Origin of the sequence: Tateyamaria rhodophyticola, assembly GCF_047777875.1 — a bacterium.
GTDB lineage: Bacteria > Pseudomonadota > Alphaproteobacteria > Rhodobacterales > Rhodobacteraceae > Tateyamaria.
This window is the reverse complement of record NZ_CP180519.1, coordinates 2,077,782-2,099,332: the sequence shown is the minus strand read 5'-3', so window position 1 is coordinate 2,099,332 and position 21,551 is coordinate 2,077,782. Positions and strand designations below refer to the sequence as shown.

Genomic DNA, 21,551 nt, shown 5'->3' with positions numbered 1-21,551 from the left:
GCGTTTTCGTTTCAACCGCGCAAGAGATTAGTATCATGGCCACCTACACTCCGTCCGAGATCGAAGCCCGCTGGCAAGAGGCCTGGGAAAAGGCCGACGTGTTCAAGGCCAAGCGCAGCGCGGACAAGCCGAAATACTATGTGCTCGAGATGTTCCCCTACCCCTCCGGCCGCATCCACATGGGGCATGTGCGCAACTACACGATGGGCGACGTGATCGCGCGCTACAAGATGTCGACCGGGCACAACGTGCTGCACCCGATGGGATGGGACGCGTTCGGGATGCCTGCCGAAAACGCGGCGATGGCCATCGGCGGCCACCCCAAAACATGGACATACGACAATATCGCGGACATGCGCGGGCAGATGAAACCGCTTGGCCTGTCCATTGACTGGTCGCGCGAATTTGCCACCTGCGATCCGGAATATTACGGCCAGCAGCAAGCGCTGTTCCTCGATATGCTCGAGGCCGGTCTGGTCTATCGCAAGAACGCGCAGGTGAACTGGGACCCGGTCGATATGACCGTGCTCGCCAATGAACAGGTGATTGATGGCAAGGGCTGGCGGTCAGGGGCCGAGGTGGAACGGCGCGAGCTGACGCAGTGGTTCTTCAAGATTTCCGATATGGCGGGCGAGCTGAAATCGGCGCTCGACGGGTTGGAGAACTGGCCCGCCAAGGTGCGCCTGATGCAGGAGAACTGGATCGGCGAATCGCGCGGGATCGAGATCACGTTCCACCGCACCGATGGCAACGGTACGATCCAGTGCTACTCCACCCGTCCCGACACGATGCGCGGCGCGTCGTTCATCGCCATCGCACCGGATCATCCCGTGGCCAAAGCGCTGGAGGCCGACCGGCCCGAGCTTGCGTCGTTCATCGACGAATGCCGCAAGATGGACACGACCGAAGCCGCCATGGAAAAGGCGGAAAAGAAGGGGATCGACACCGGCCTGACTGTCAAACACCCCGTTTATGATGACGTAGAGCTGCCGGTCTGGATCGGGAATTTCGTGCTGATGGACTACGGCACCGGTGCGGTGTTCGGCTGCCCGGCCCATGACCAGCGCGACCTTGATTTTGCGCGCAAATACGACCTGCCGGTGCGCAATGCGTTCTACATGCCCGGCGACACGACCGAAGTCGAAAATGAGGCGCTTGTGCCGGCCAAAACCGAAAAGGTGCAGTTCATCGACCACTTTGCCGGTGTTGCCGAGGTGACGAGCCAAGAGGCGATTGACGCGACCATTGACTGGTTCGAGGCCAAGGGGCTCGGCACGGGCCAGACCCAATACCGCCTCCGCGACTGGGGTCTCAGCCGCCAGCGCTACTGGGGTTGTCCGATCCCGGTGGTGCATTGCGACAGCTGCGGCGTGGTGCCAGAGAAGAAAGAGAACCTGCCCGTGGTGCTGCCCGATGATGTCAGCTTTGACATCCCAGGCAACCCGCTGGACCGGCACCCGACATGGCGCGACGTGCCCTGCCCCGCCTGCGGCAAGCCCGCGAAACGGGAAACCGACACGATGGACACGTTCGTGGATTCGTCGTGGTATTTCGCGCGCTTCACCGCGCCCCGCGCCGATACGCCGACGGATGTTGATGACGCCGCCTACTGGATGAATGTGGATCAGTATATCGGCGGGATTGAACACGCGATCCTGCACCTGCTTTATTCCCGTTTCTTTGCCCGCGCGATGCGAATTACGGGCCATTTGCCGCAAGGGTGCGAAGAGCCGTTTGATGCGCTCTTTACCCAAGGGATGGTGACGCACGAGATTTACCAGACGCGCGACGAGAACGATCGCCCGGTCTATCACCTGCCCGAAGACGTAACGGACGGAAAACTGGCAGACGGCACCGCGGTCGAGGTGATCCCGTCCGCCAAGATGTCCAAGTCCAAGAAGAACGTCGTTGATCCGCTGGGCATCATCGCAAGCTATGGCGCGGACACGGCGCGGTGGTTTGTGCTGAGCGACTCGCCCCCCGAGCGGGACGTGGAATGGACGGCCTCCGGGGCTGAGGCCGCGTACAAGCACCTCGCGCGGGTCTGGAGCCTGTGTGACCGGATCGCTGCAATGGAGTCCGATGCCAAGGGCGAAGGTGACGCTTCCTCTACGCGCAGCTCCGCTGACGACGACCTCTTGCGCGCAATGCATGCCTGCATTCACGACGTCACGCTGGGTGTCGAATCGTTCGGGTTCAATGCCGCCATTGCCAAGCTCTACGGTTTCACCGCGACCCTGTCGAAGTCCAAGGCCAGCCACGCCGCGCAGCGCGAAGCGATCATGACACTGGCGCAACTGATGGCCCCCATGACGCCGCACCTGGCCGAAGATATCTGGGCCCATCAGGGCGGCGAGGGTCTGATCATTCACGCCCACTGGCCGGTTGCAGATGAGGCGATGTTGAAATCCGATACCGTCACGCTGCCCATCCAGATCAACGGCAAACGCCGCGGAGAGCTGACCGTGCCGGCCGACATGGATAAGGCAGAGGTTGAAAAGGCGGCGCTGGCAACCGATGCTGTGACACGGGCGCTCGATGGTGGGACGCCCAAGAAGGTCATCGTGGTTCCGGGTCGCATCGTCAATGTCGTGGTTTAAGCCCCTCTGTCTCATTCTCTGCCTGGCCGTCGCGGCGTGCGGCTTTGCACCCGTCTATGGCCCGAACGGCACAGGTGCGGCATTGCAAAACAATGTGCTGGTCGATCCACCGGTCGACCGTGAAGGGTTCTTCCTTGTTCGCCAGATCGAGGACAGGCTGGGCCGTGCGGGCGATCCGGCCTACCGGCTGGCGGTGGCGCTGACCGTGGATCAGGAAGACCGGGCCATTGACCCCGATGGTGACATCCGCCGCTTTCACCTGATCGGGGTGGCGACATACACCCTGACGGATGCGACCACGGGCGCGGTCATCCGGTCCGATGCGGTTGATGATTTTGTCGGGTATTCCGCCACGGGCACCACAGTCGCAACACTGGCCGCGCGGCGCGATGCGCAGGAACGGCTGATGACCATTCTCGCCGATCAGATTGTCCTGCAATTGGAGGCCACACAGCTGTGAAGCTGAACACGGCACAGGCCAACGCTTATTTCGCCAAGCCCGACGCGGAGGCCACAGGCCTCTTGATTCACGGGACCGACGCGATGCGCGTGGCGCTGAAACGGCAAGAGGTGGTTGCCGCTCTTATTGGGTCGCAGGGTGAAGAGGAAATGCGCCTCACCCGGATCGCTGCGGGGGAGTTGCGCAAGGATCCCGCGCAACTGATGGACGCAATCAAGGCCATCGGGTTCTTTCCCGGTCCACGCGTGGCGCTGGTTGAGGATGCCAACGACACCGTGGGGCCGATCATAACCGATGCGCTCAGCGCGTGGGGCCCCGGTGATGCACAGATCGTGGTGACCGCGGGCAACCTCAAACCAACCTCGAAACTGCGCAAAGCGTTCGAGGCGCATCCCAGGGCTTTGTCTGCTGCGATTTACGACAACCCGCCCACGCGCGATGAAATCGAACGCGACCTGACCGCGGCGGGTATCGTGAACCCGCCGCAAGAGGCGATGCATCAGCTCATGGATCTGGCCCGTGCGCTGGAACCCGGTGACTTTCGCCAGACGCTGGAAAAGATCGGCCTTTACAAGCGTGGCGACGCGACCCCGTTAAGCGGTGCGGATATCGAGGCCTGCGCACCCGCCTCCATCGAGGCGGCCGTGGACGACGTTTTGCTGGTCGTGGCGGATGGCAACGCGGTGGCCATCGGGCCGGTGATGCAGCGCCTGCAAGCGCAGGGCGTGAACGCTGTGACGCTCTGCATTGGGGCCATGCGCCATTTCCGCAGCCTACACCGTGCAGCCACCGACACGTCCGGTCGTCCTCAAATCTGGGGACCCCACCGCGACCGTATGCTTGCACAGGCCCGCAAATGGGGTCCGGCCAAGCTGGAAACCGCTCTGACCGTCTTGACCGATACGGACCTGCAATTGCGCAGCGCTGGCCAGAATGCGCCTGCCCTTGCGCTGGTTGAACGGGCTTTCATCCGTCTCGCGATGCTTGGCGCACGGTAGGCTGCGGCGGGCGGATCGACCCTCCGGGGGGGATTTTTTGGAACAGAGACGGGGCGGCGTGGCGCCCAGTGGATCAAGGTCAGGGGACCTCACCCCCGAACATGGCGACGACCTCTGCTTCGGTCATGACGGTTCGCCCGTCTCCGGCGAAGCTGTATATGTCGGGTTTGCGGTCGATGTAGATTTCGGTCGCAAAGGGAATGCCCGTGACGTCATCCAGCGTGCCCAGCCCGACATGCATTTCGCCCTGCAAAGGCCCGTCCGCGGTGATCCTGTAGAACAGGTTTCCGCCGCAGGTCTTGCAGAAGACACGCTCCGCCCATGGGGATGAACTGTAGATGCCGAGGCTGTCCGATCCGTCGAGAACCATGCCGCCTTCAGGCACGGCGACACTCATGAACACACCGCCTGACCACTTGCGGCACATCCCGCAATGACAGGCCCCCGTCTCCTTGATTGGCGTGGTGATGGTAAAGCGGACGGCGCCGCAGACGCATGAACCGGTGTGAGCCATATGTGATCCTTTCAGTTACTTGTGGGCGCAAGCGGTACCGCGTGACCGTGACAGTTTCCGTCAGCACGTCCAGCGTTGCCTGCGTGCCGCGCGCCTGACATGGTGGCCGGGCACCGCAAACAGGAGTGACCCGATGTACCGTGTAATTGGCACCGCCAAAAGCCGCGCGTTCCGCGTGATGTGGATGCTCGAAGAGCTTGGCCAACCCTATGAGGTTGAGCCCGCGATGCCGCAATCGGAGGACATCCGGCGTTATAACCCGTTGGGCAAGGTGCCCGCATTGGTGGACGGCGATGCGGTGCTCACGGATTCGGTTGCGATCATGACCTATCTTGCCGACAAGCACGGCGGCATGACCGCCCCCGCAGGCACCCCGGCGCGGGCGCGACAGGACGCCGTGACCCTGTGGTTGATCGACGAGATGGATGCGCTTTTGTGGACGGCGGCCAAGCACAGCTTTGTCCTGCCCGAAAAGCTGCGGGTGGCGGAGGTAAAGCCCACGGTGAAGGCGGAGTTCGCCCGCAATGCAGAACGGCTGGTTACGATGTTGCAGGGTGATTTCCTGATGGGCGATGCGCCGACGCTGCCAGACCTGCTGGCTAGCCATTGCCTTGGCTGGTCGATGGTGGCCAAGTTCGATCCGCTGCCGGAGGCGATCAAACCCTATACCAGACGCCTGCGGGACCGCGCGGCCTACAAGGCTGCCGCCGCGAGATAGTCCACCGCCCCCTGACCGGCCCAGCGGCCCGTGGCGAAACATGCGGTCAAAAGATATCCTCCCGTGGGGGCCTCCCAATCGAGCATCTCACCCGCGCAGAACACACCTGGCCGTGCGCGCAGCATGAACTGCGCATTGAGCGCAGAGAAGGGCACACCGCCCGCGGTCGATATCGCCTCGTCCATGGGACGCAGGCCCGCATGATCAACGGTCAGCTTCTTGATCCGCCGGGCCAGCGGTACGCCCATGTCTGGCAAGGGGCGACCCCATTCCTGCAACAGCGCGATCTTGACCGGGTCGAGCCGCAGGGACTTGCGCAGATGGTTGGCAAGGCTTGCCTTGCCGCGCGGTTTCAGAAGGCGCGCCGCGACATCATCCACGCTGAGGTCGGGCAACAGATCGAGCGTGATCCGCGCGCCGTCGCGCACACCGCGCGACACCGTATAGATACCGCCGCCCTCAAGCCCCTTGGCCGACAGGACCGCTTCGCCCCGGGACCGCAACGGGCCCGCGCGCCATGCGACACCTTTGAGGGGCGCGCCGAGGTGACGGACCATGTAATCGGACCAATCCACGGAAAGTGCGGCATTGGCGGGGGCAAAAGCGCACGTTTGCACGCCGATCCAGTCGGCCCATGCGCCGTCAGCGCCAAGCCGCGCCCAACTGGCCCCGCCGCAGGCAAGGACCACGGCGTCCGCAGGCACCGATGATCCGTTGATCACCGGTTGCGCGCCATCCCAGCCGGTCCAGCGGTGGCGGGTATGCAAACGCACGCCCATCGCGTCGAGCCGACCCAACCATGCACGCAGCAACGGCGATGCCTTCATCGCCTTCGGAAACACCCGTCCCGTTGTGCCGGCAAAGGTCTCCTGTCCGAGAGCGTTGGCCCAGCGGGTGATGGCGGCATTGTCAAAGGCGCGCAGGGCCGGTGCGAGGGCGGCTTCGGCCTCTGCATAGCGCGGCAAAAGCGCCTCCATCGGCTCGGCATGGGTCAGGTTCAGACCCGACTTGCCCGCCATCAGGAATTTGCGGGCGGCACTGGGCTTGGCCTCGTAGACGTCGACCGAATGTCCCGCACCTGCCACGATTTCCGCCGCGGCAAGCCCTGCGGGACCGGCCCCGATCACCGCAACGCGTGTCATTCGGACAGGGGCGGCACTGGGCCTTTGAACTCGATCGTGCGGTGCGGATAAGGGATCGTGATGTCGTTGTCGCGTAGCGCGTTCCAGATCAGGAACAGGACATCCGACGTGTACTTTTTGGACCCGTCATCGATTCCGTTGACCCAGAACTCCACCGCGAAATCGATGCCGCTGTCGCCAAATCCGCGTAATTCGCAATCCGGTGGAAACGGCTGATCCAGCACCTCCGGATGTTTTGCCACGGCGGCTTCGATGATGGCGGGCACCGTGTTGATATCGGTATCATAGCTGACGGAGAACGGCGCCTCGTACCGGTTGGCGGACCCGCTGTCCGAGTAGTTTACGACGCGGGTCGTGATGAAATCTTCGTTCGGGACCACGATCCAGCGGCCATCGAAGGTTTCCAGAATTGCAGCGCGTGCCGTCATCTTGACAATGGTGCCCGCCTCACCTCCGTCGAGTTCCACGTAATCGCCAACCGTTGCCTGCCCTTCGACCAGAAGGATCACACCGGATATGAAGTTCGACGCGATTTTCTGCAGGCCAAAGCCCAGACCGACGCCGATGGCGCCGCCAAGCACCGCAAGCGCCGACAGGTTGATGCCCATGATGTTCATCAGAACAAGGAACGCGACGGCAAAGATCAGGAACTCCACCGCCTTGGCGAGCAGTTGGCGGAGGGAGGGGCGCATTTCATCCTGTTTGCTGATGAATTCGGACGACTGGCTGTTGGACCATTGGCCCAGCCAGAAGATCACGCCAGCCACGACGACAAACTGGATCAGCCACAAAAGGTCAAAGGACAGGTTGCCCAGCGGCACAATCGTCGCCTCGAGCCGCGCCGCCACAGGTCCCAGCAGCCCAAGCGCATAGAGCGCGGCAACCGGTATCAGGACATAGCGTCCCAGCAGCTTCAGGAACGGGTCAGCGATGATGTCGCGTACCAGCGCGCGCACGGCCAGAAACAGGAACACACGTTTGCCGAACGCAATCACCGCACCACTGTCAAAGATGGATCGCACCACGCTTTCGCCGATACCGGTAAAGGCATAGGCCAAAAGGGGCAGGAGCAATGGCAAGAACTGCGCCACGAACCGGCGCGCCTGTGCGATATACGTGTCGGCCTCACCCGGGTCGAGCAGGCGCGCAAGCGCGGGATTGACCCGCCTGTTGACCAGCACCGCCGCGACATAGGCCACGATCAGAAGGCCAAACTGCGACCACGCCGCCGGGCTGAGCAGCCAGCTCATCGCGAGGTCCCAGCCTTGCAGCGCATAGCCTGCGATCGTTTGGACGATCTCCGGCTGGCTTTCCAGGTCAAACTCCATGGCGCACCTCTTGTCCCATGCGTGTCGTGCCACACTTGTCACGGTGAACCATCAAAGTGCAAGACAGCGCCGCCATGTCAGACCCGATCTGCCCGTTATGTGACCGACCGATCCCCGCAGGTGTGCCGCAAAGCGCGCACCACCTGATCCCAAAGCTCAAGGGCGGCAAGGGCGGGCCGACGGTCTTGCTGCATCACATCTGTCACCGGGAAATCCACGCGACTCTGACCGAGGCGGAACTGGCACGCGATTACAACACGACCGAGGCGCTGCGCGCGCATCCCCGGCTGGCAAAGTTCTATGCGTGGGTATCAAAGCGTCCGCCGGACTTTTCATCAAAAGTGCCCGGCGCGCGGCGCAAACGCTAGCGGTGCTTGCGCGGGGGGCGACGGGTCGGTTCGGATGTCTCGTTCAGCCGCGCGGCAAGGTCCCGCAGAACACCCTGCGCCACCAGTTCGATCCGTTGGGCGCGCGTCGGTTCAGGCTGCACCGCACGGGCCAGCCTCTTTGGTCGAACAATGTAGGTATCACGCGCCATAACGAACCGGGTTGAGCGTCTTTGGCCAAGCCTAACACGGTTTCGTGAATTCCCCTAATGAAACGCGCACATCGCCTTGATGGCCCGCACATGATCCGACGTTGCGGCCGCCGCGTCCTCTGCCAAAGCATCGGCACGGGCCAAGACGTCTCCATCCTCGACAATCTCGTCAATCAGACCGAATTGCAGCGCGGCCTCTGCCGGGATCTTTTGCCCCGCCAGCAGGATGAGGCGCGCCCGCGCCGGTCCGACCAATGCGGCAAGACGGGCGGGATCGCTGGGTTGCGGCAAAAAGCCGAGCTTCATGACCGGATAGAAAAACCGGGCCTGCGGCACGGCGATGCGCACATCACACGCCAGAACCATGCCTGTCGCACCGCCCGCGACCGTTCCATTCAGCGCCGCGATACTGAGCCCCGGAAACGCGTCGATTGCCCCGGACAGACGTTCCCAAACCGGTGACGTCGCCAATCCATCCTTTGCCGCATCCAGATCCATGCCGGCACTGAACACCTTGCCCGCACCGGTCAGGATCAGAACATGCGCGTCCCGGGCGGCCTCAACCGCGTCGGCCAGCATGGCCATCATGTCCGCCGTCAACGCGTTTGCCTTGTCGGGACGTTGCAGGGTCAGGCGGGTCACGGTTCCGGACTGCGCGATGTCGATCATGGTGCATTTGCCTTTCTTGCACTCGGGCTTGTGCACGCATAGTTCGTGGTCAGGCCGAGGTCCAGCGATCCGGCTTGACCTGCGTCCGTGCCTGCCGGACGATGGATGTGTTGTTTGACCAAAGGATTCTGCCTTATGCCTTCGCTTTTCCGCCTGTCCGCCTCCACCGCAATGGCGCTGGTTCTGCCTGCCACCGCCGCCTTTGCCGATCTGACCGCAAGCGACGTGTGGGAGGACTGGAAAGGGTACATGGCCAGTGCCGGATATGACGTGACCGCGTCCGAAGCACTTGCCGGAGACACGCTGACGGTGACGGATATCGCCATGACCGTCGATCTGGGGGAAGACGCGGGCGAAGGATCGGTGGCCATCGCCCTGGAAGAGATCGTGTTCGCCGGTCAGGCCGACGGCTCGGTCAGCATCGCGCTGCCCGCTGAGACCGCGTTCGACATGACCTTCGAGGCGGAGCCGGGCGAGATGGTCGACGTGAAAATCGGGTACACACAGACCGATCCCACCATGTCGGCGACCGGCGCGCCGGGTGACATCACCTATGCCTATGCGGCATCGCAGGTGGCCATGGCCCTGGGCGAGATCAAGATGCAGGGCGTGATCCTCACGGACGAGGTTGCGCGACTGAATGTCGTGGCAAATGACGTGACCTATGACACCCGCAACACCGTGGGGGACGTGCGCACGGTCACGCAGGACATGGCGGCCGCGAACCTGTCCTATGATGCACTGTTCGAAGATCCCGCCGGTGAGGGCACGTTCAAGATGACCGGCGAAATGGGCGGGCTGACATTCACGGGCGGCGGCGATCTGCCGCTCGACACCGATACCCAGGATGTGAACGCCATGCTGGAGGACGGGTTCAAATTTGACGGCACGTTCGCGTCGACCAGCGGCGGCTATGACATGACATTCAACGGTCCGGATGGCGGTGGTACGGTCAACAGCGCCTCGGAAGGGGGCTCCATCCGCGTTGCGATGTCACCCGACGGGCTGAATTACGACGTCACGCAGACGGCGGTCGATCTGAACATGCTGCTGACGCAGTTCCCCCTGCCCGTCTCGATCTCTGCCGCGGAAATTGCCACGAATTTCCTGATGCCCGTGCAGAAGTCCGAAGAGCAACAGGATTTCGGTTTCGGCGTGACGTTCAGCGATTTCACCATGTCCGACGCGATCTGGAACATCTTTGACGCCGCAGGCCAGCTGCCGCGTGATCCGGCGACACTTGTGGTGGACCTGTCGGGCAAGGCCAAGGTCCTGTTTGATTTCCTCGACCCTGCTCAGGCGGCCGTTCTGGAACAGGCCGGCGCGGTGCCGGGTGAGTTGAACGCGCTGACACTCAACGCGCTGGAACTGGACGCCCTTGGGGCGAAACTGACCGGTGCCGGGGATTTCACCTTTGACAACTCGGACCTCGTGACCTTTGACGGCATACCGCGCCCGGCGGGTGCGATTGACCTGTCACTGGTCGGCGGCAATGGGCTCTTGGACAAGCTGGTCGGGATGGGTCTTGTGCCCGAGGATCAGGCGATGGGCGCACGTATGATGATGGGCCTGTTTGCCGTGCCGGGCGAAGGTGAGGATTCGCTGACATCGCGGATCGAGGTCAATGACGAAGGCCACGTGCTGGCCAACGGGCAGCGCCTGCGCTGAGGCCACCCCTTGCAAGGCGGCAGACCCGCAGCTAGGTCATGCGCAACCAGAAGGAGCCGCGCATGACCGTCCTTTCCGACCTTACCCAACAGATGCTGCAAGCCGCCCGCCAGGCCGGTGCGGATGCTGCGGACGCAATCGTGGTCGAGGGCATCTCGACCTCGGTTGATGTGCGCGAAGGCCGGTTGGAGCAGGCCGAGCGCGCCGAGGCGATAGACCTTGGCCTGCGGGTGTTTGTCGGCCAGCGGCAGGCGAATGTGTCCACCTCCGATGCCAGCGCCGCCACGGTGGAAGAGATGGCGGCACGCGCCGTTGCGATGGCCCGCGAGGCGCCGGAAGACCCCTATACCGGTCTGGCGGACCCCGATCAGTTGTCCGCGCAACGGGACGCCGCGGGTCTCGACCTGCACGACCCCACACCAGAGCCCACGCCGCAGGAGATGCAGGATGACGCGCAGGCAGCCGAAGCCGCCGCGCGGTCCGTGGACGGCATAACACAGGTGCAGCAGACCAGCGCGGGCTATGGCAGACGCGACATCTGGCTGGCCGCAACCAACGGGTTTTCCGGCGGCTATACCCGCACCGACCGCGGCATCAGTTGCGTGGCCATCGCGGGCACCGGCACGGGCATGGAACGCGATTACAGCGGCGACAGCCGCATTTACCAATCAGACTTGCGCAGCGCGCAAGAGATTGGCGTCGAGGCCGCAGAACGGGCGGTGGCACGGCACGGATCGCGCAAGCCGCCGACCGGTACGTTTCCGGTGCTTTTCGACGAACGGATCGCGGCCAGCCTCATCGGCCATCTTCTGATGGCGGCCAATGGCAGCAGCATCGCACGCGGAGGGTCGTGGCTGCGCGACAGCCTTGGCGCGCAGGTTCTGCCCGACGGGCTGAACCTGATCGAGGACCCGCACCGCGCCCGCGCCACGGGCAGCCGCCCGTTTGATGCCGAAGGCCTGCCGACGCAACGCCGGGCCATCGTGGAGGATGGTCGGCTCACCGGCTGGACACTGGATCTGGCCACGGCGCGCAAGCTGAACATGACGCCCACCGGCAATGCCGCACGTGGAACCGGTGCACCGCCCAGCCCGTCCACATGGAACGTGTCGCTGGATCAGGGCACCGCCAGCCGCGCGGACCTGATCCGCGATATGGGCACCGGGCTTTTGGTGACGTCGATGATCGGTTCCACGATCAATCCCAACACCGGCGATTATTCCCGCGGCGCCGCGGGCCACTGGATCGAAAACGGGGAAATCGCCTATCCGGTGAACGAATGCACCATCGCGGGCAGCTTGCCCGAGATGCTGCGCTCTATCGTGCCCGCCGATGATGCGCGCGCTCATCTGAGCCGGGTTGTCCCCTCTTTGCTGGTTCCGGGCATGACACTTGCCGGCGCGTGACCTGCCCCTTTTGATCCATGCGGCCCGTATCGCCGGACGTGTCGCCACCAGCTTTGCCGGACCAACTGCCGCGCGATGGGACAAGGACGCGGGCGCAGGACCGGTGACCGAGGCGGATCTGGCCGTGGATCACTACCTGCGCACCAGCCTGCTGGCGGCGCGCCCCGGCTATGGCTGGCTGTCGGAGGAAACGGAGGACAGTGCCGCGCGTCTGGATCGGGAAACGGTGTTCATCGTGGACCCGATCGACGGCACGCGCAGCTTTGTCGAGGGTGCGCGCACATGGGCCATTTCCATTGCGGTGGCGCATCAGGGCGCGGTGACAGCGGCCGCCATTTTCCTGCCGCTGCGTGGCTTGCTCTATGCAGCCGGGCGGGACCTCGGGGCGACGTTGAACGGTGCGCCGATATCCGTCGCCGGTCCGCGTGACCCGATGCACGTTCTGGCGGCGCGTCCTGTTGTCGATGCAAAATACTGGCCCGGCGGTGTGCCGGATTTCGAACGCCACTACAGACCATCGCTGGCCTATCGCCTGGCCTTGATCGGGTCGGGCAAGTTTGACGCGATGGTCACGCTGCGCGCCACGTGGGAATGGGACATCGCCGCCGGGGCGTTGATCGTATCCGAGGCGGGCGGGCGCATCACCGACCGCACCGGCGCCGCCTTGCGCTTCAACAATGCCGCCCCGCATCTCGATGGCGTACTGGCCGCTGAACCCACCGCGCACGCCCGATTGCTGCGTGGTTTGACGGACGGCGATTCTTGACCCCGGCGGGCAGATGCGCAAACTGCCCGCACCCCTCCGAACAAAGGACCCATAGCCATGACCCAACGCCTGCACCTCGTCTTTGGCGGAGAGCTTGTCGACCCATCCAAAAATGTCTTCAAGGACGTCAATGACCTGCACGTTGTGGGAATTTTCCCGGACTATGACACCGCGTTCAACGCGTGGAAGGCCGAGGCACAGCGGACCGTCGACAACGCGCATATGCGGTACTACATCGCCCACCTGCACCGCCTGCGCGACGAAGAGAATGCCGCGACGGCGACGGAGGAGTTGGGCTGACAACGTCTACGCGGGGATCATTGGGGCTGGCGGCCTATCGGACGCTGTCGGGGCGCAAGCCAGCCCCCGCCTTTGCCCCTGTTGCACCGCGCCCGGCGGGAGAACTGGTGTGGGTGCATGCAGGCGAGGCGGGCAATGGCCGCGCCGTTGCCGACCTGGCCCAACGCATCGCGACGCAACGCGACGGGTGCACCGTTTTGCTGACCGGTGTGGCACCGGACGATCCTGGCGCAATTCTGGACGGCGTGCTTGTGGATGCAATTGCGGGCGACCACCCGGCGCTTGTGGCACAGTTCGTGACCCATTGGGCGCCGGATATCGTCATCTGGACCTGGGGCGGGTTGATGCCGAATGTCATCTTGGCCGCACAGGCGCATGGGGCGCACCTGATCCTGGTCGATGCCGGGCATGACGGGTTCGACCGGCGGCGCGACCGCTGGTTGCCCGAGGTGCCCCGCCGCCTCTTGGCACAGTTCGACGTCGTTATGGCGCGGTCGCGCGATGCATTTACCCGGCTGGCGCAACTGGGCCGCCCGGTGAGCGAGATCGAACTGGTCAGCCCCCTGCACCCCTTCGGCCATACGCTGCCCGCCAGCGACACGGATGTCTCCGATGTGGGCGAGGCGCTGCACGGTCGGCCGACATGGCTCGCGGCGCATGTGGATATGGGCGAGATACCGATCGTTCTGGCGGCGCACCGTCAGGCGCTGAAGGCGTCGCATCGCCTCCTGCTGATCCTGCTTGTCGCGGATATGGTCAGTGCCAAGGCCGCACGGGACATCGCGACGCAACGCGGTCTGAACGTGGCATGCTGGGCCGACGGTGCCTATCCAGACGATCACACGCAAGTGCTGGTGGCCGATGCGGTGGACGAGTTGGGTCTGTGGCTGCGGGTGGCACCGGTGGCCTTTGTTGGCGGATCGCTGGCCAGCCAGACCGCTGATCATGACCCCTATACATTTGCCGCCCATGGGACGGCGGTGATTTACGGACCCTATGTCCCAACCCATGCGCCGGCCTACAAACGCCTGCTGGATGCCGGAGCCGCACGGATCGTGAACGACGCCAGCAGCCTCGGTCTGGCGGTCACACAGATGATCGCCCCCGACCGCGCCGCACAGATGGCGATGGCCGGGTGGGATGTGTTGACCGAAGGTGCAGACAGCCTCGACCGGATCATTGGCCGGGTGCAAAGCCATCTGGATGCCAGAGCCGGAGTGATGAGCTGATGCGCGCGCCGGAGTTCTGGACCCGCAAGGGTGATGTACGCGGTCTGATGCTGGCCCCGCTGGGCGCGCTCTATGCGCGTGCGACAGCGCGACGGTTGGCGGCGGGTCCGCACGCAACGGTGGGCGTGCCGGTGATATGCGTCGGCAACCTGTCGGCGGGCGGCACCGGCAAGACGCCAACCGTCATCGCGCTGGCCGAACGGTTGCGCGACCGGTTTCACGAACCGCACATCGTCAGTCGCGGGTATGGCGGGTCCGAAGCGGGCCCGGTCGAGGTCGACCCGAGCCGCCATAAGGCGGCACAGGTCGGGGATGAACCGCTGCTCCTGTCGGCCTTTGCCCGAACCTGGGTGGCGCGCGACCGGCTCGCGGGGGCCAAGGCGGCAGCCGACGCAGGTGCGACCGTGATCCTGCTGGATGACGGGTTCCAGAACCCGGCGCTGGCCAAGGATCTGTCCGTGATCGTCGTCGATGCGGAGGTCGGGTTTGGCAACGGTCGGTGCATCCCGGCGGGCCCATTACGCGAACCGGTCAGCGTTGGTCTCAAGCGGGCCGATTTCGTGTTGAGTATCGGGGACGCGGAGGCGCAGGACCGTTTTGACGCTGATCTGCCTGCGGATGCACCGCCGCGCCTGCGCGCCAGCCTCGCGCCGTTGCAGACGGGCATGGATTGGCGGTTGGGGCGCTATCTGGCCTTTGCCGGGATCGGGCGTCCCGAGAAATTCTTTGCCTCACTTCGCGGATTGGGTGCGAACGTCGTCCGGACCGAGGCGCTGGCCGATCATCAACCGTTGTCGCCCGCCCTGCTTGGTCGTCTGGAAAGCGAAGCGCGCGCACTTGGCGCGCAGCTGGTGACAACGGAGAAGGATGCCGCGCGGCTGGCCCCGCGGGACCGGGGCAAGGTGATGACCCTGCCCGTGCGCCTCAGCATCGAAAACCCGGACGCGCTCGACGCGGCCCTGAACGCGCTGCCTGTACCCTGACGCAAAAACGCCCGCGCAGAGGCGGGCGTTTTCAAAACCGTCAGCACAAAGATCAGCTGCCAGCAGCCTCATCAATCAGACGCACCATCTCGGGGTAGGCCATGTTGTTGTACTTGGTGCCGTTGATCATAAAGCTGGGCGTGGAATTGATCCCATCCCGCTCTGCGTTTTCCTGATACCACGCGACCAGGGTCCGCAGGTTGTCACCGTCCTGCAAGCATGCCTCGAGCGTGTCGTTGGGCAGACCGGCCAGACGCCCGATCTTGCGCAACTCCTCCACGATCACCGCAGGATCGCCGCCGCCTGCGCGGCTCCAATCCGCCTGGGTCGCGTACAGCATGTTGGTGATGCCAAAGAAGCTCTCGGGTGTGCCTGCGCACCGCGCGATGGCCGAAGCCCACAGACCAAAGCGGTCAAAATACACCTCGCGGTAGATGAAGTTCACCTTGTCCGTATCGATGTAATCCGCCTTCAGCTGCTTGAACGGCCCTTCGTGAAAACGCGCGCAATGGGGGCAGGTGTAGCTGGCGTATTCGATCACGGTCACGGGCGCATCGGGGTTGCCCATCTGCATTTCGACCACGCCGGAGGTGTCGATGTCGTCCGCGGCGGTCTGTGCATTGGCCGCGCCGAGCAATGCTTCGGCCTGCGCCTGTTGCTGTGGCGAGGGACCGGACCCTGTACTGCTCCACCAGAAATACCCGCCGATGCCGACGGCGATTGCCATGAGAGGCACCAGAAAACGTGTCATGAGCGTTGTCCTTCATGTGATTTGTTCAGAATGTTCGTGCCCAATCGCTCGAGCGCGGCACGCAGGTCGCCGTCTTCAACCGGGGCGGCCAGCGCGGTGGCCTCAGGGGTCGGCGCGGCGGGCGTCTTGGGTGTTTTGGGTTTGGGCCGTTCAAAGGCGACCTGCCCCTCGGAAAAGCCGGTGGCGGCGGTCTGCGTGATGCGAATGCGCGCAATCGCGTTGTAGCCGTAAACGGCATTCACCCGCTCGCGCAGCTGTTCCTTCTGCATCTCCAGCATCGGTGCTTGCGCGCCCGTGGTCAAAAGGGTCAGCGTCGCCCCCATGCCACCGCGGCCATAGCTGACCTCGACCGGGCGCGAGATGGCGGCAATATCGGCACCGGCAACCTCCGCCCATCCGGTGAGCAACCGGCTCTGGGCAAAACCCTTGGCGGCACTGGCCGACCGGATTTGCCCGGTCAGCAGATTTGCTGTCCGTTTGAACCCGAATGTTGTGGCGCGGCGCGTGGCCATGGCTATGTTCCCTTTCACTCAGTTGTGAACATAGCGGATGTGGGGGCATGCACCAGCCATGACGATACAGAGAAACATAACACGTGCGTGACCTGACCGCAGAACTTTTGGACTGGTATGACGTCCATGCGCGGGTGATGCCGTGGCGGGTCAGCCCTGCGGACAAGGCGGCAGGGGTCCGGCCCGATCCCTATGCCGTCTGGATGAGTGAAATCATGCTGCAACAGACCACTGTTGCCGCTGTCACAGCCTATTTCCGCGCCTTTATTGCGCGTTGGCCCACGGTGGCCGATCTGGCCGCTGCCGAGGATGCAGACGTCATGGCCGCGTGGGCGGGCCTTGGATATTACGCACGGGCGCGCAATCTGCTGAAATGTGCGCGGGTCGTGGCGGCGGAGCATGGCGGCCAGTTTCCGGCCGATCACGCCGCATTGCTGAAACTGCCGGGCATTGGTCCCTATACCGCCGGGGCCATCGCGTCGATTGCGTTCGATTTGCCGCATGTGGTGGTGGACGGGAATGTGGAACGGGTCATGGCGCGCCTGCACGATGAACACACACCCCTGCCCGCCGCCAAACCCATCCTGACCGCCCATGCTCAGGCGCTCACTCCGACCACGCGGCCCGGCGACTATGCACAGGCGGTGATGGACCTTGGGGCGACGATCTGCTCCCCGAAATCGCCAGCCTGCGGCATTTGCCCGTGGCGGGATCCATGTGCAGCGCGCGCCGCAGGCACAGCGCCGGAATTGCCGAAAAAGACGCCAAAGCAGGCCAAGCCGGTGCGGCATGGGACGGTGTATTTGGGCCAGCGGGATGATGGCGCGTGGCTGCTGGAGACACGGCCGGAAAAGGGGTTGTTGGGTGGTATGCTCGGGTGGCCGGGATCCGACTGGGTGGCCGCGTCCGAGCAGCGGCCCGTGGCACCACCCGTTGAGGCCCGATGGCAAAAGGCACCGGGCGAGGTGCGCCACACGTTCACCCATTTTCACCTGATGCTCGACGTCATGGTGGCGCGCCTGCCAACGGATGCGGCCCCGTCCACCGGGCATTTTGTGGCCGCAGCCGACTTTCGCCCCTCGGACCTGCCCACAGTGATGCGCAAAGCCTTTGACCTCACCCGGAAATGAGCCTTTGCGCGCAGCGTCACACTTGGCAGGTCCCCCCCTGCCCCGCTAAACCTAAGCCGTGCGCAAAAACCAAAGGACCACAACATGATCCTGCCCCCCCAACAGGTTGCCCGCTTTCAGAGCGCGCTGCCATTCTGGATGTCCCTTCTTCTTCTGCCGCTGGCCTTTGTCAGCGCGATCTACGGCGGCTGGGCCGTGCTGCTGTTGCCGGTGGTGACGTGGTATCTGTTTTCCGCGCTGGACCTAGCCATTGGTCTGAACACGGACAATGCGGATCTGGACACCACGGAAGAGGACATGTTCTGGTACCGCGCCATCACGATGGCATGGGCGCCGCTCCAGTTTCTGACGCTGTTTGCGCTGATCTGGTATGTCGCCCCGGCAGAGCACCTGAACACCTTTGAAAAGATCGCCGTTTTCTTTGGCATGGGTGTGATCTCGGGCACGATCGGCATCAATTACAGCCATGAGCTGATGCACCAGAAGAACGCGCTGGAGCGGTGGATGGCCGATGCGCTTCTGGCGATGGTCCTTTATTCGCATTTCCGGTCCGAGCATCTGCTGGTGCATCACCGCTATGTCGCGACACCGCGCGATCCGGTGACCGCGCGGATGGGCGAAAGCTTTTACCGGTTTTACCCGCGTGTCCTGAAACAGTGTTTCCTGAGCGCGCTTGGCGCGGAAAAGGCCATGCTAGCGCGCAAGAAACTGCCCGCCACGCACAGTTCGAACCCGTTCTGGAAATATCTGTACCTTCAGGGCATCTGCCTGCTTTTGGCCTTTGCGCTTGGGGGTTGGGCCGGGATTGGCCTCTTCCTCATGCAGGCCGGTGTTGCGATCTGGCAGCTGGAGCTGGTCAATTATGTCGAACATTACGGTCTGACGCGCAAACACCTGGGCGAGGGAAAATACGAGCATGTCCAGCCCCGCCATTCCTGGAACGCAGCCCACAAGGCGTCGAACTGGCTGTTGATCAACCTGCAACGGCATTCGGACCACCACTACAAACCCGACCGTCGGTTCCCGGTGCTGCAGACCTATGACGCGGACGAAGCACCGCAGCTGCCCTACGGCTATCCGGTGATGACAATCGCGGCGATGATTCCGCCCGTCTGGCGCAAGGTCATGAACCCACGGGTACAAAAATGGCGTGGAATGTATTATCCCGATATTACCGACTGGTCACTCTACAACAAAGCCGCAAACCCGATGCCCCGGTGATGAACGGGGCACTCAAGGCCGAGCTTGACCGTGCCTTGGAACGCAAAAACCAGATTGCGCTGGTGGTCGAAACCGATCTGGTGACGGATATGCGGCGCCTGCACAGCGGCTTGCGCTATTGCGGGTTCGCCATGGTGTTCGAGACCCCGGACCGTGCCCACATCGAACAGATCATTCACCGACTGAACGCAGGTGGCCTGCTGTGTGATCTGGGCATTGACGATGGGGCGCGACCCTGGGAACGGCGCATCCTCGATGGTCGCGCCTTTGAGGTCCGGGCGGATCTGAGAATATTCTCTGGCTGTCCCCAAGATTATCAATCGGTCGATGGCGACCTCTTTGACCCCGATTGGTTCGGCCACCCCCGTGACAGGCCAGATGACCGGCCCCGCGTGGCACATCAAGGCGCTTCGGGCATGGTCCCAAAAGACCTCGATATAACAAGCGGGCGCACCGTGTTTCGCGAAAAGGTCGACGGCCGCGACTATAGATTCGAGATCAGAGAAGCCGATGGCACCGTGATCAAGACCTTGTCCGGCTCTGAAAACGGGGGCCAGTACATAGAGCCGCACGTTTATTTCGACATATCTTCCGAAGGGCACCGTGTACGTTTTCAGCACCCCGGAGAGGCAGACAAGCTGTTGGATTTGCCGCCGCCCGCATCTGTTGATCCGCTCGATTTTGCGCAATTCGATCTCACGCAAGCGATCATACCCAAGCGGTTTTACGGTGACGCCCCGGCGGCTATTGCCCGCGCCGCTGCCAACGGCACCACATATATCATCGACGAAGGCTGGGCACCGTACCGGGTGGTGCGCGGGGTGAACGGACAGTTGGAGTTGTTGCCGCCCGATGAACAGCACGGGCCCGACCTCGAAGACGGCAGCCTCATGCCCATGTGCCTGCACGCTCTTTTGATCAGCGGCGGCCCCAAAAGCTTTTGCATCAAGGTCGCGAACGGCACACCAAAGCCTGACCATATCGCCCGGTTCGAAGCGTGGATGCACGCTCTGCGCCCCGGTCGCGGCATTCGGGACAGTATGGGCAAGCTGTTCGGCGGCCAACGGTTCGAAGTGCAATCGCTGAAACTGACCCGGCACAATTCATGGCGCAACAAAAGCGTCTTTGACGCCGACCATGACCCGGCAACGCTGACAATCACTTAATCCAACACCCAGATTGGCAGCGGCTGCGCGATCCCGCGCACCTGTTGATCCGCGGTTCGGTGCAAGGCCCCATGTCCACCGGCGGCAATGATGCAGGTGTCGGACACCACGGCCCGCACATTCAGGTCCCGCGTCACCGATTCCAGCCGGCTGGCCACGTTGACCGTGTCGCCCAGCACCGCAAATTCCATCCGGTTCGCGCCAATGTCCCCGAGAACGACCGGTCCGAAATGCAGCCCAAAGCGGGCGTCAATCTCTTCTACGCCCGCGTCGCGCCGATCGGCATTCAGCCGGTTCATGCGCCCGGCCATATCCTCCAGACAGGCCAACGCGCGGGCGGCATCATCATCGGATGGCAAGGGCGTGCCGAATGTCGCCATCAACCCATCGCCCAGATACTTGTCCAACGTCCCGCCATGGGCAAACACCGCACTTTCCATCTGCGCATGAAAGGCGCGCAATGTCTCGATGACCTCTTCGGCGGCGCGCCCGTCCGAATAGGAGGTGAACCCGACAATGTCGACGAACAGAACCGCCGCATCATGGCTGCGGATCTGGCCCAGCGGTTCATCCTTGGTCGACAGCTCTTCGACCATGGACGGCGAGAAATAGCGCGCCAAATTGGTGCGTTCCCGAGCCATTTCAGCGCTGTCCAGCACCAGCAATTGATACCGCCGCACCGCCACGGCAAGGATCGCGGCCACCATGAAAAACACGATGACTTCCTGTATCCGCAGGTCCCAGTTGACCGAATTCGGATCAAAAAGATGCACGAGATCCGGATTGTTCGGAAACACCGCAGCCATCGCATCCCCCAGTTCCGGATAGGTGCGGCCAAACCACCAGACGCACGCCGTCCCGCCCAGCCACAGTACCGCAGTCCAGTTGCCCATCGCGATAATCGTGCGCCAGGAATAGGTCAGCACACCCGCCGCGAGGATAATCATGAAGTACTGAAAAACCTCGAACCGAAAGATCATCGCGGTCGGCAACGGCTCTGACGCAAACGGGTTGGGCAGCAGCAAGGCGACGGTCATCAACAACAGATCCGCAAAGAGCAGGGCAAGCTCTGCGCGCGACTGGCCCACGCGCCCCACCCGCCGCTGCGCCAGGCCGACAAGAACAAGTGCGGCGAGCAGCCCGTGATACCACAGGACCTCAAAGCTGGGATTGAGGTAGACCAGCAAGAGCGCCGTCGCAGCAAGCGCCCCGATCCGCGCCTTTACCGCCAAATCCATACCTTCGCGCTTGTTCCGCTCGAGCGCTTCGCGCGCATAGCGATGTTTGGGCAGCGCGGCCTCTTGCACGGACCGCCGCGTCGGGAGGATTGGATTGCTGATGTCGGCCATGTTCTGCGTCCTCTGCCTCGTCACACCCGCATAATAACGCCAGCATATAAAAAAGCCCCGCCAATTGTGGCGGGGCTTGAGTTGCAGTGCCTTGGGCTATGCC

At 63.4% G+C, this 21,551-nt stretch carries 22 protein-coding genes; 14 read left to right on the top strand and 8 right to left on the bottom strand.

Annotated elements, in window-relative coordinates:
- The first annotated feature begins 35 nt into the window (after window positions 1-35).
- From leuS to holA, 3 genes are read left to right on the top strand one after another with little or no spacing between them, the layout of a single operon-like run.
- The gene (gene leuS, locus ACERHN_RS11840) at window positions 36-2,600 is read left to right on the top strand and encodes a leucine--tRNA ligase (RefSeq protein ID WP_415919231.1); all 2,565 of its coding nucleotides are present in this window, start codon (window positions 36-38) and stop codon (window positions 2,598-2,600) included.
- Window positions 2,587-3,060, top strand: coding sequence for an LPS assembly lipoprotein LptE (lptE, locus tag ACERHN_RS11835; RefSeq protein ID WP_415919230.1), 474 nt, complete (start codon window positions 2,587-2,589; stop codon window positions 3,058-3,060). The genes leuS and lptE overlap by 14 nt, the downstream gene beginning before the upstream one ends.
- Window positions 3,057-4,058, top strand: coding sequence for a DNA polymerase III subunit delta (gene holA, locus ACERHN_RS11830; RefSeq protein WP_415919229.1), 1,002 nt, complete (start codon window positions 3,057-3,059; stop codon window positions 4,056-4,058). Before lptE ends, holA begins: the two co-directional genes overlap by 4 nt.
- A 79-nt stretch (window positions 4,059-4,137) precedes the next feature.
- Here the strand turns inward: holA and ACERHN_RS11825 are convergent, their stop codons facing one another.
- Window positions 4,138-4,572, bottom strand: a complete 435-nt coding sequence (locus ACERHN_RS11825; RefSeq protein WP_415919228.1) for a GFA family protein — start codon at window positions 4,570-4,572, stop codon at window positions 4,138-4,140.
- Window positions 4,573-4,705: 133 nt separating this feature from the next.
- Here ACERHN_RS11825 and ACERHN_RS11820 point away from each other — a divergent pair, with 133 nt between their 5' ends.
- Entirely contained in the window at window positions 4,706-5,290 is a 585-nt protein-coding gene (locus ACERHN_RS11820) for a glutathione S-transferase family protein (RefSeq protein WP_415919227.1), read from the top strand.
- On the opposite strand, the gene ACERHN_RS11815 is transcribed toward ACERHN_RS11820, so the two are convergent.
- Both ACERHN_RS11815 and ACERHN_RS11810 read right to left on the bottom strand, forming a co-directional pair.
- Window positions 5,266-6,432: a TIGR03862 family flavoprotein gene (locus ACERHN_RS11815; RefSeq protein WP_415919226.1), complete on the bottom strand. Its 1,167-nt coding sequence runs from the start codon at window positions 6,430-6,432 to the stop codon at window positions 5,266-5,268. The genes ACERHN_RS11820 and ACERHN_RS11815 overlap by 25 nt on opposite strands.
- A complete protein-coding gene (locus ACERHN_RS11810; RefSeq protein WP_415919225.1) occupies window positions 6,429-7,760 on the bottom strand; it encodes a mechanosensitive ion channel family protein in 1,332 nt (443 codons plus the stop codon). Before ACERHN_RS11810 ends, ACERHN_RS11815 begins: the two co-directional genes overlap by 4 nt.
- Window positions 7,761-7,834: 74 nt before the next feature.
- Between ACERHN_RS11810 and ACERHN_RS11805 the strand changes: the two genes are divergently transcribed.
- Window positions 7,835-8,128, top strand: a complete 294-nt coding sequence (locus ACERHN_RS11805) for an HNH endonuclease (protein ID WP_415919224.1) — start codon at window positions 7,835-7,837, stop codon at window positions 8,126-8,128.
- Here ACERHN_RS11805 and ACERHN_RS11800 read toward each other — a convergent pair.
- Together ACERHN_RS11800 and ACERHN_RS11795 are read right to left on the bottom strand one after the other, a co-directional pair.
- Entirely contained in the window at window positions 8,125-8,298 is a 174-nt protein-coding gene (locus ACERHN_RS11800) for a hypothetical protein (RefSeq protein ID WP_415919223.1), read from the bottom strand. The two genes, ACERHN_RS11805 and ACERHN_RS11800, sit on opposite strands and share 4 nt — an antisense overlap.
- A gap of 54 nt (window positions 8,299-8,352) precedes the next feature.
- Complete coding sequence (locus tag ACERHN_RS11795; protein ID WP_415919222.1) at window positions 8,353-8,967, bottom strand: enoyl-CoA hydratase/isomerase family protein; 615 nt, start codon at window positions 8,965-8,967, stop codon at window positions 8,353-8,355.
- A 135-nt stretch (window positions 8,968-9,102) separates the two neighbouring features.
- On the opposite strand from ACERHN_RS11795, the gene ACERHN_RS11790 reads away from it, so the two are divergent.
- The 6 genes from ACERHN_RS11790 (at window position 9,103) to lpxK (ending at window position 15,319) form a co-directional block, all read left to right on the top strand.
- Window positions 9,103-10,635, top strand: coding sequence for a DUF2125 domain-containing protein (locus ACERHN_RS11790; protein WP_415919221.1), 1,533 nt, complete (start codon window positions 9,103-9,105; stop codon window positions 10,633-10,635).
- Window positions 10,636-10,697: 62 nt separating this feature from the next.
- A complete protein-coding gene (locus tag ACERHN_RS11785; protein WP_415919220.1) occupies window positions 10,698-12,041 on the top strand; it encodes a TldD/PmbA family protein in 1,344 nt (447 codons plus the stop codon).
- Window positions 12,028-12,807, top strand: a complete 780-nt coding sequence (locus tag ACERHN_RS11780; RefSeq protein WP_415919219.1) for a 3'(2'),5'-bisphosphate nucleotidase CysQ — start codon at window positions 12,028-12,030, stop codon at window positions 12,805-12,807. The genes ACERHN_RS11785 and ACERHN_RS11780 overlap by 14 nt, the downstream gene beginning before the upstream one ends.
- A gap of 57 nt (window positions 12,808-12,864) precedes the next feature.
- Window positions 12,865-13,107: a DUF4170 domain-containing protein gene (locus ACERHN_RS11775; protein ID WP_415919218.1), complete on the top strand. Its 243-nt coding sequence runs from the start codon at window positions 12,865-12,867 to the stop codon at window positions 13,105-13,107.
- Between the two features lie 20 nt (window positions 13,108-13,127).
- Window positions 13,128-14,336 carry a 3-deoxy-D-manno-octulosonic acid transferase gene (locus ACERHN_RS11770; protein ID WP_415919217.1) on the top strand — a complete coding sequence of 403 codons (1,209 nt, stop codon included), beginning with the start codon at window positions 13,128-13,130 and terminating at the stop codon, window positions 14,334-14,336.
- Window positions 14,336-15,319: a tetraacyldisaccharide 4'-kinase gene (gene lpxK / locus ACERHN_RS11765; RefSeq protein ID WP_415919216.1), complete on the top strand. Its 984-nt coding sequence runs from the start codon at window positions 14,336-14,338 to the stop codon at window positions 15,317-15,319. Before ACERHN_RS11770 ends, lpxK begins: the two co-directional genes overlap by 1 nt.
- 52 nt (window positions 15,320-15,371) lie before the next feature.
- Here the strand turns inward: lpxK and ACERHN_RS11760 are convergent, their stop codons facing one another.
- Together ACERHN_RS11760 and ACERHN_RS11755 are read right to left on the bottom strand one after the other, a co-directional pair.
- Complete coding sequence (locus ACERHN_RS11760) at window positions 15,372-16,070, bottom strand: DsbA family protein (RefSeq protein WP_415919215.1); 699 nt, start codon at window positions 16,068-16,070, stop codon at window positions 15,372-15,374.
- Window positions 16,067-16,582 carry a DUF721 domain-containing protein gene (locus ACERHN_RS11755; protein WP_415919214.1) on the bottom strand — a complete coding sequence of 172 codons (516 nt, stop codon included), beginning with the start codon at window positions 16,580-16,582 and terminating at the stop codon, window positions 16,067-16,069. The genes ACERHN_RS11760 and ACERHN_RS11755 overlap by 4 nt, the downstream gene beginning before the upstream one ends.
- 137 nt (window positions 16,583-16,719) lie before the next feature.
- Between ACERHN_RS11755 and ACERHN_RS11750 the strand changes: the two genes are divergently transcribed.
- From ACERHN_RS11750 to ACERHN_RS11740, 3 genes are all read left to right on the top strand, one after another.
- Window positions 16,720-17,712 carry an A/G-specific adenine glycosylase gene (locus ACERHN_RS11750; protein WP_415922731.1) on the top strand — a complete coding sequence of 331 codons (993 nt, stop codon included), beginning with the start codon at window positions 16,720-16,722 and terminating at the stop codon, window positions 17,710-17,712.
- A gap of 84 nt (window positions 17,713-17,796) precedes the next feature.
- Window positions 17,797-18,933: an alkane 1-monooxygenase gene (locus ACERHN_RS11745; protein ID WP_415919213.1), complete on the top strand. Its 1,137-nt coding sequence runs from the start codon at window positions 17,797-17,799 to the stop codon at window positions 18,931-18,933.
- A complete protein-coding gene (locus ACERHN_RS11740; protein WP_415919212.1) occupies window positions 18,933-20,099 on the top strand; it encodes a hypothetical protein in 1,167 nt (388 codons plus the stop codon). Before ACERHN_RS11745 ends, ACERHN_RS11740 begins: the two co-directional genes overlap by 1 nt.
- On the opposite strand, the gene ACERHN_RS11735 is transcribed toward ACERHN_RS11740, so the two are convergent.
- Window positions 20,096-21,448: an adenylate/guanylate cyclase domain-containing protein gene (locus ACERHN_RS11735; protein WP_415919211.1), complete on the bottom strand. Its 1,353-nt coding sequence runs from the start codon at window positions 21,446-21,448 to the stop codon at window positions 20,096-20,098. The genes ACERHN_RS11740 and ACERHN_RS11735 overlap by 4 nt on opposite strands.
- Window positions 21,449-21,551 lie beyond the last annotated feature (103 nt).

Coding starts and splice junctions, on each gene's coding strand:
- leuS (WP_415919231.1), top strand. CDS start 36: ATGGCCACCTACACTCCGTCCGAGATCGAAGCCCGCTGGCAAGAGGCC.
- lptE (WP_415919230.1), top strand. CDS start 2,587: ATGTCGTGGTTTAAGCCCCTCTGTCTCATTCTCTGCCTGGCCGTCGCG.
- ACERHN_RS11825 (WP_415919228.1), bottom strand. CDS start 4,572: ATGGCTCACACCGGTTCATGCGTCTGCGGCGCCGTCCGCTTTACCATC.
- ACERHN_RS11820 (WP_415919227.1), top strand. CDS start 4,706: ATGTACCGTGTAATTGGCACCGCCAAAAGCCGCGCGTTCCGCGTGATG.
- ACERHN_RS11815 (WP_415919226.1), bottom strand. CDS start 6,432: ATGACACGCGTTGCGGTGATCGGGGCCGGTCCCGCAGGGCTTGCCGCG.
- ACERHN_RS11810 (WP_415919225.1), bottom strand. CDS start 7,760: ATGGAGTTTGACCTGGAAAGCCAGCCGGAGATCGTCCAAACGATCGCA.
- ACERHN_RS11805 (WP_415919224.1), top strand. CDS start 7,835: ATGTCAGACCCGATCTGCCCGTTATGTGACCGACCGATCCCCGCAGGT.
- ACERHN_RS11800 (WP_415919223.1), bottom strand. CDS start 8,298: ATGGCGCGTGATACCTACATTGTTCGACCAAAGAGGCTGGCCCGTGCG.
- ACERHN_RS11795 (WP_415919222.1), bottom strand. CDS start 8,967: ATGATCGACATCGCGCAGTCCGGAACCGTGACCCGCCTGACCCTGCAA.
- ACERHN_RS11790 (WP_415919221.1), top strand. CDS start 9,103: ATGCCTTCGCTTTTCCGCCTGTCCGCCTCCACCGCAATGGCGCTGGTT.
- ACERHN_RS11785 (WP_415919220.1), top strand. CDS start 10,698: ATGACCGTCCTTTCCGACCTTACCCAACAGATGCTGCAAGCCGCCCGC.
- ACERHN_RS11775 (WP_415919218.1), top strand. CDS start 12,865: ATGACCCAACGCCTGCACCTCGTCTTTGGCGGAGAGCTTGTCGACCCA.
- lpxK (WP_415919216.1), top strand. CDS start 14,336: ATGCGCGCGCCGGAGTTCTGGACCCGCAAGGGTGATGTACGCGGTCTG.
- ACERHN_RS11760 (WP_415919215.1), bottom strand. CDS start 16,070: ATGACACGTTTTCTGGTGCCTCTCATGGCAATCGCCGTCGGCATCGGC.
- ACERHN_RS11755 (WP_415919214.1), bottom strand. CDS start 16,582: ATGGCCACGCGCCGCGCCACAACATTCGGGTTCAAACGGACAGCAAAT.
- ACERHN_RS11750 (WP_415922731.1), top strand. CDS start 16,720: ATGCCGTGGCGGGTCAGCCCTGCGGACAAGGCGGCAGGGGTCCGGCCC.
- ACERHN_RS11745 (WP_415919213.1), top strand. CDS start 17,797: ATGATCCTGCCCCCCCAACAGGTTGCCCGCTTTCAGAGCGCGCTGCCA.
- ACERHN_RS11740 (WP_415919212.1), top strand. CDS start 18,933: ATGAACGGGGCACTCAAGGCCGAGCTTGACCGTGCCTTGGAACGCAAA.
- ACERHN_RS11735 (WP_415919211.1), bottom strand. CDS start 21,448: ATGGCCGACATCAGCAATCCAATCCTCCCGACGCGGCGGTCCGTGCAA.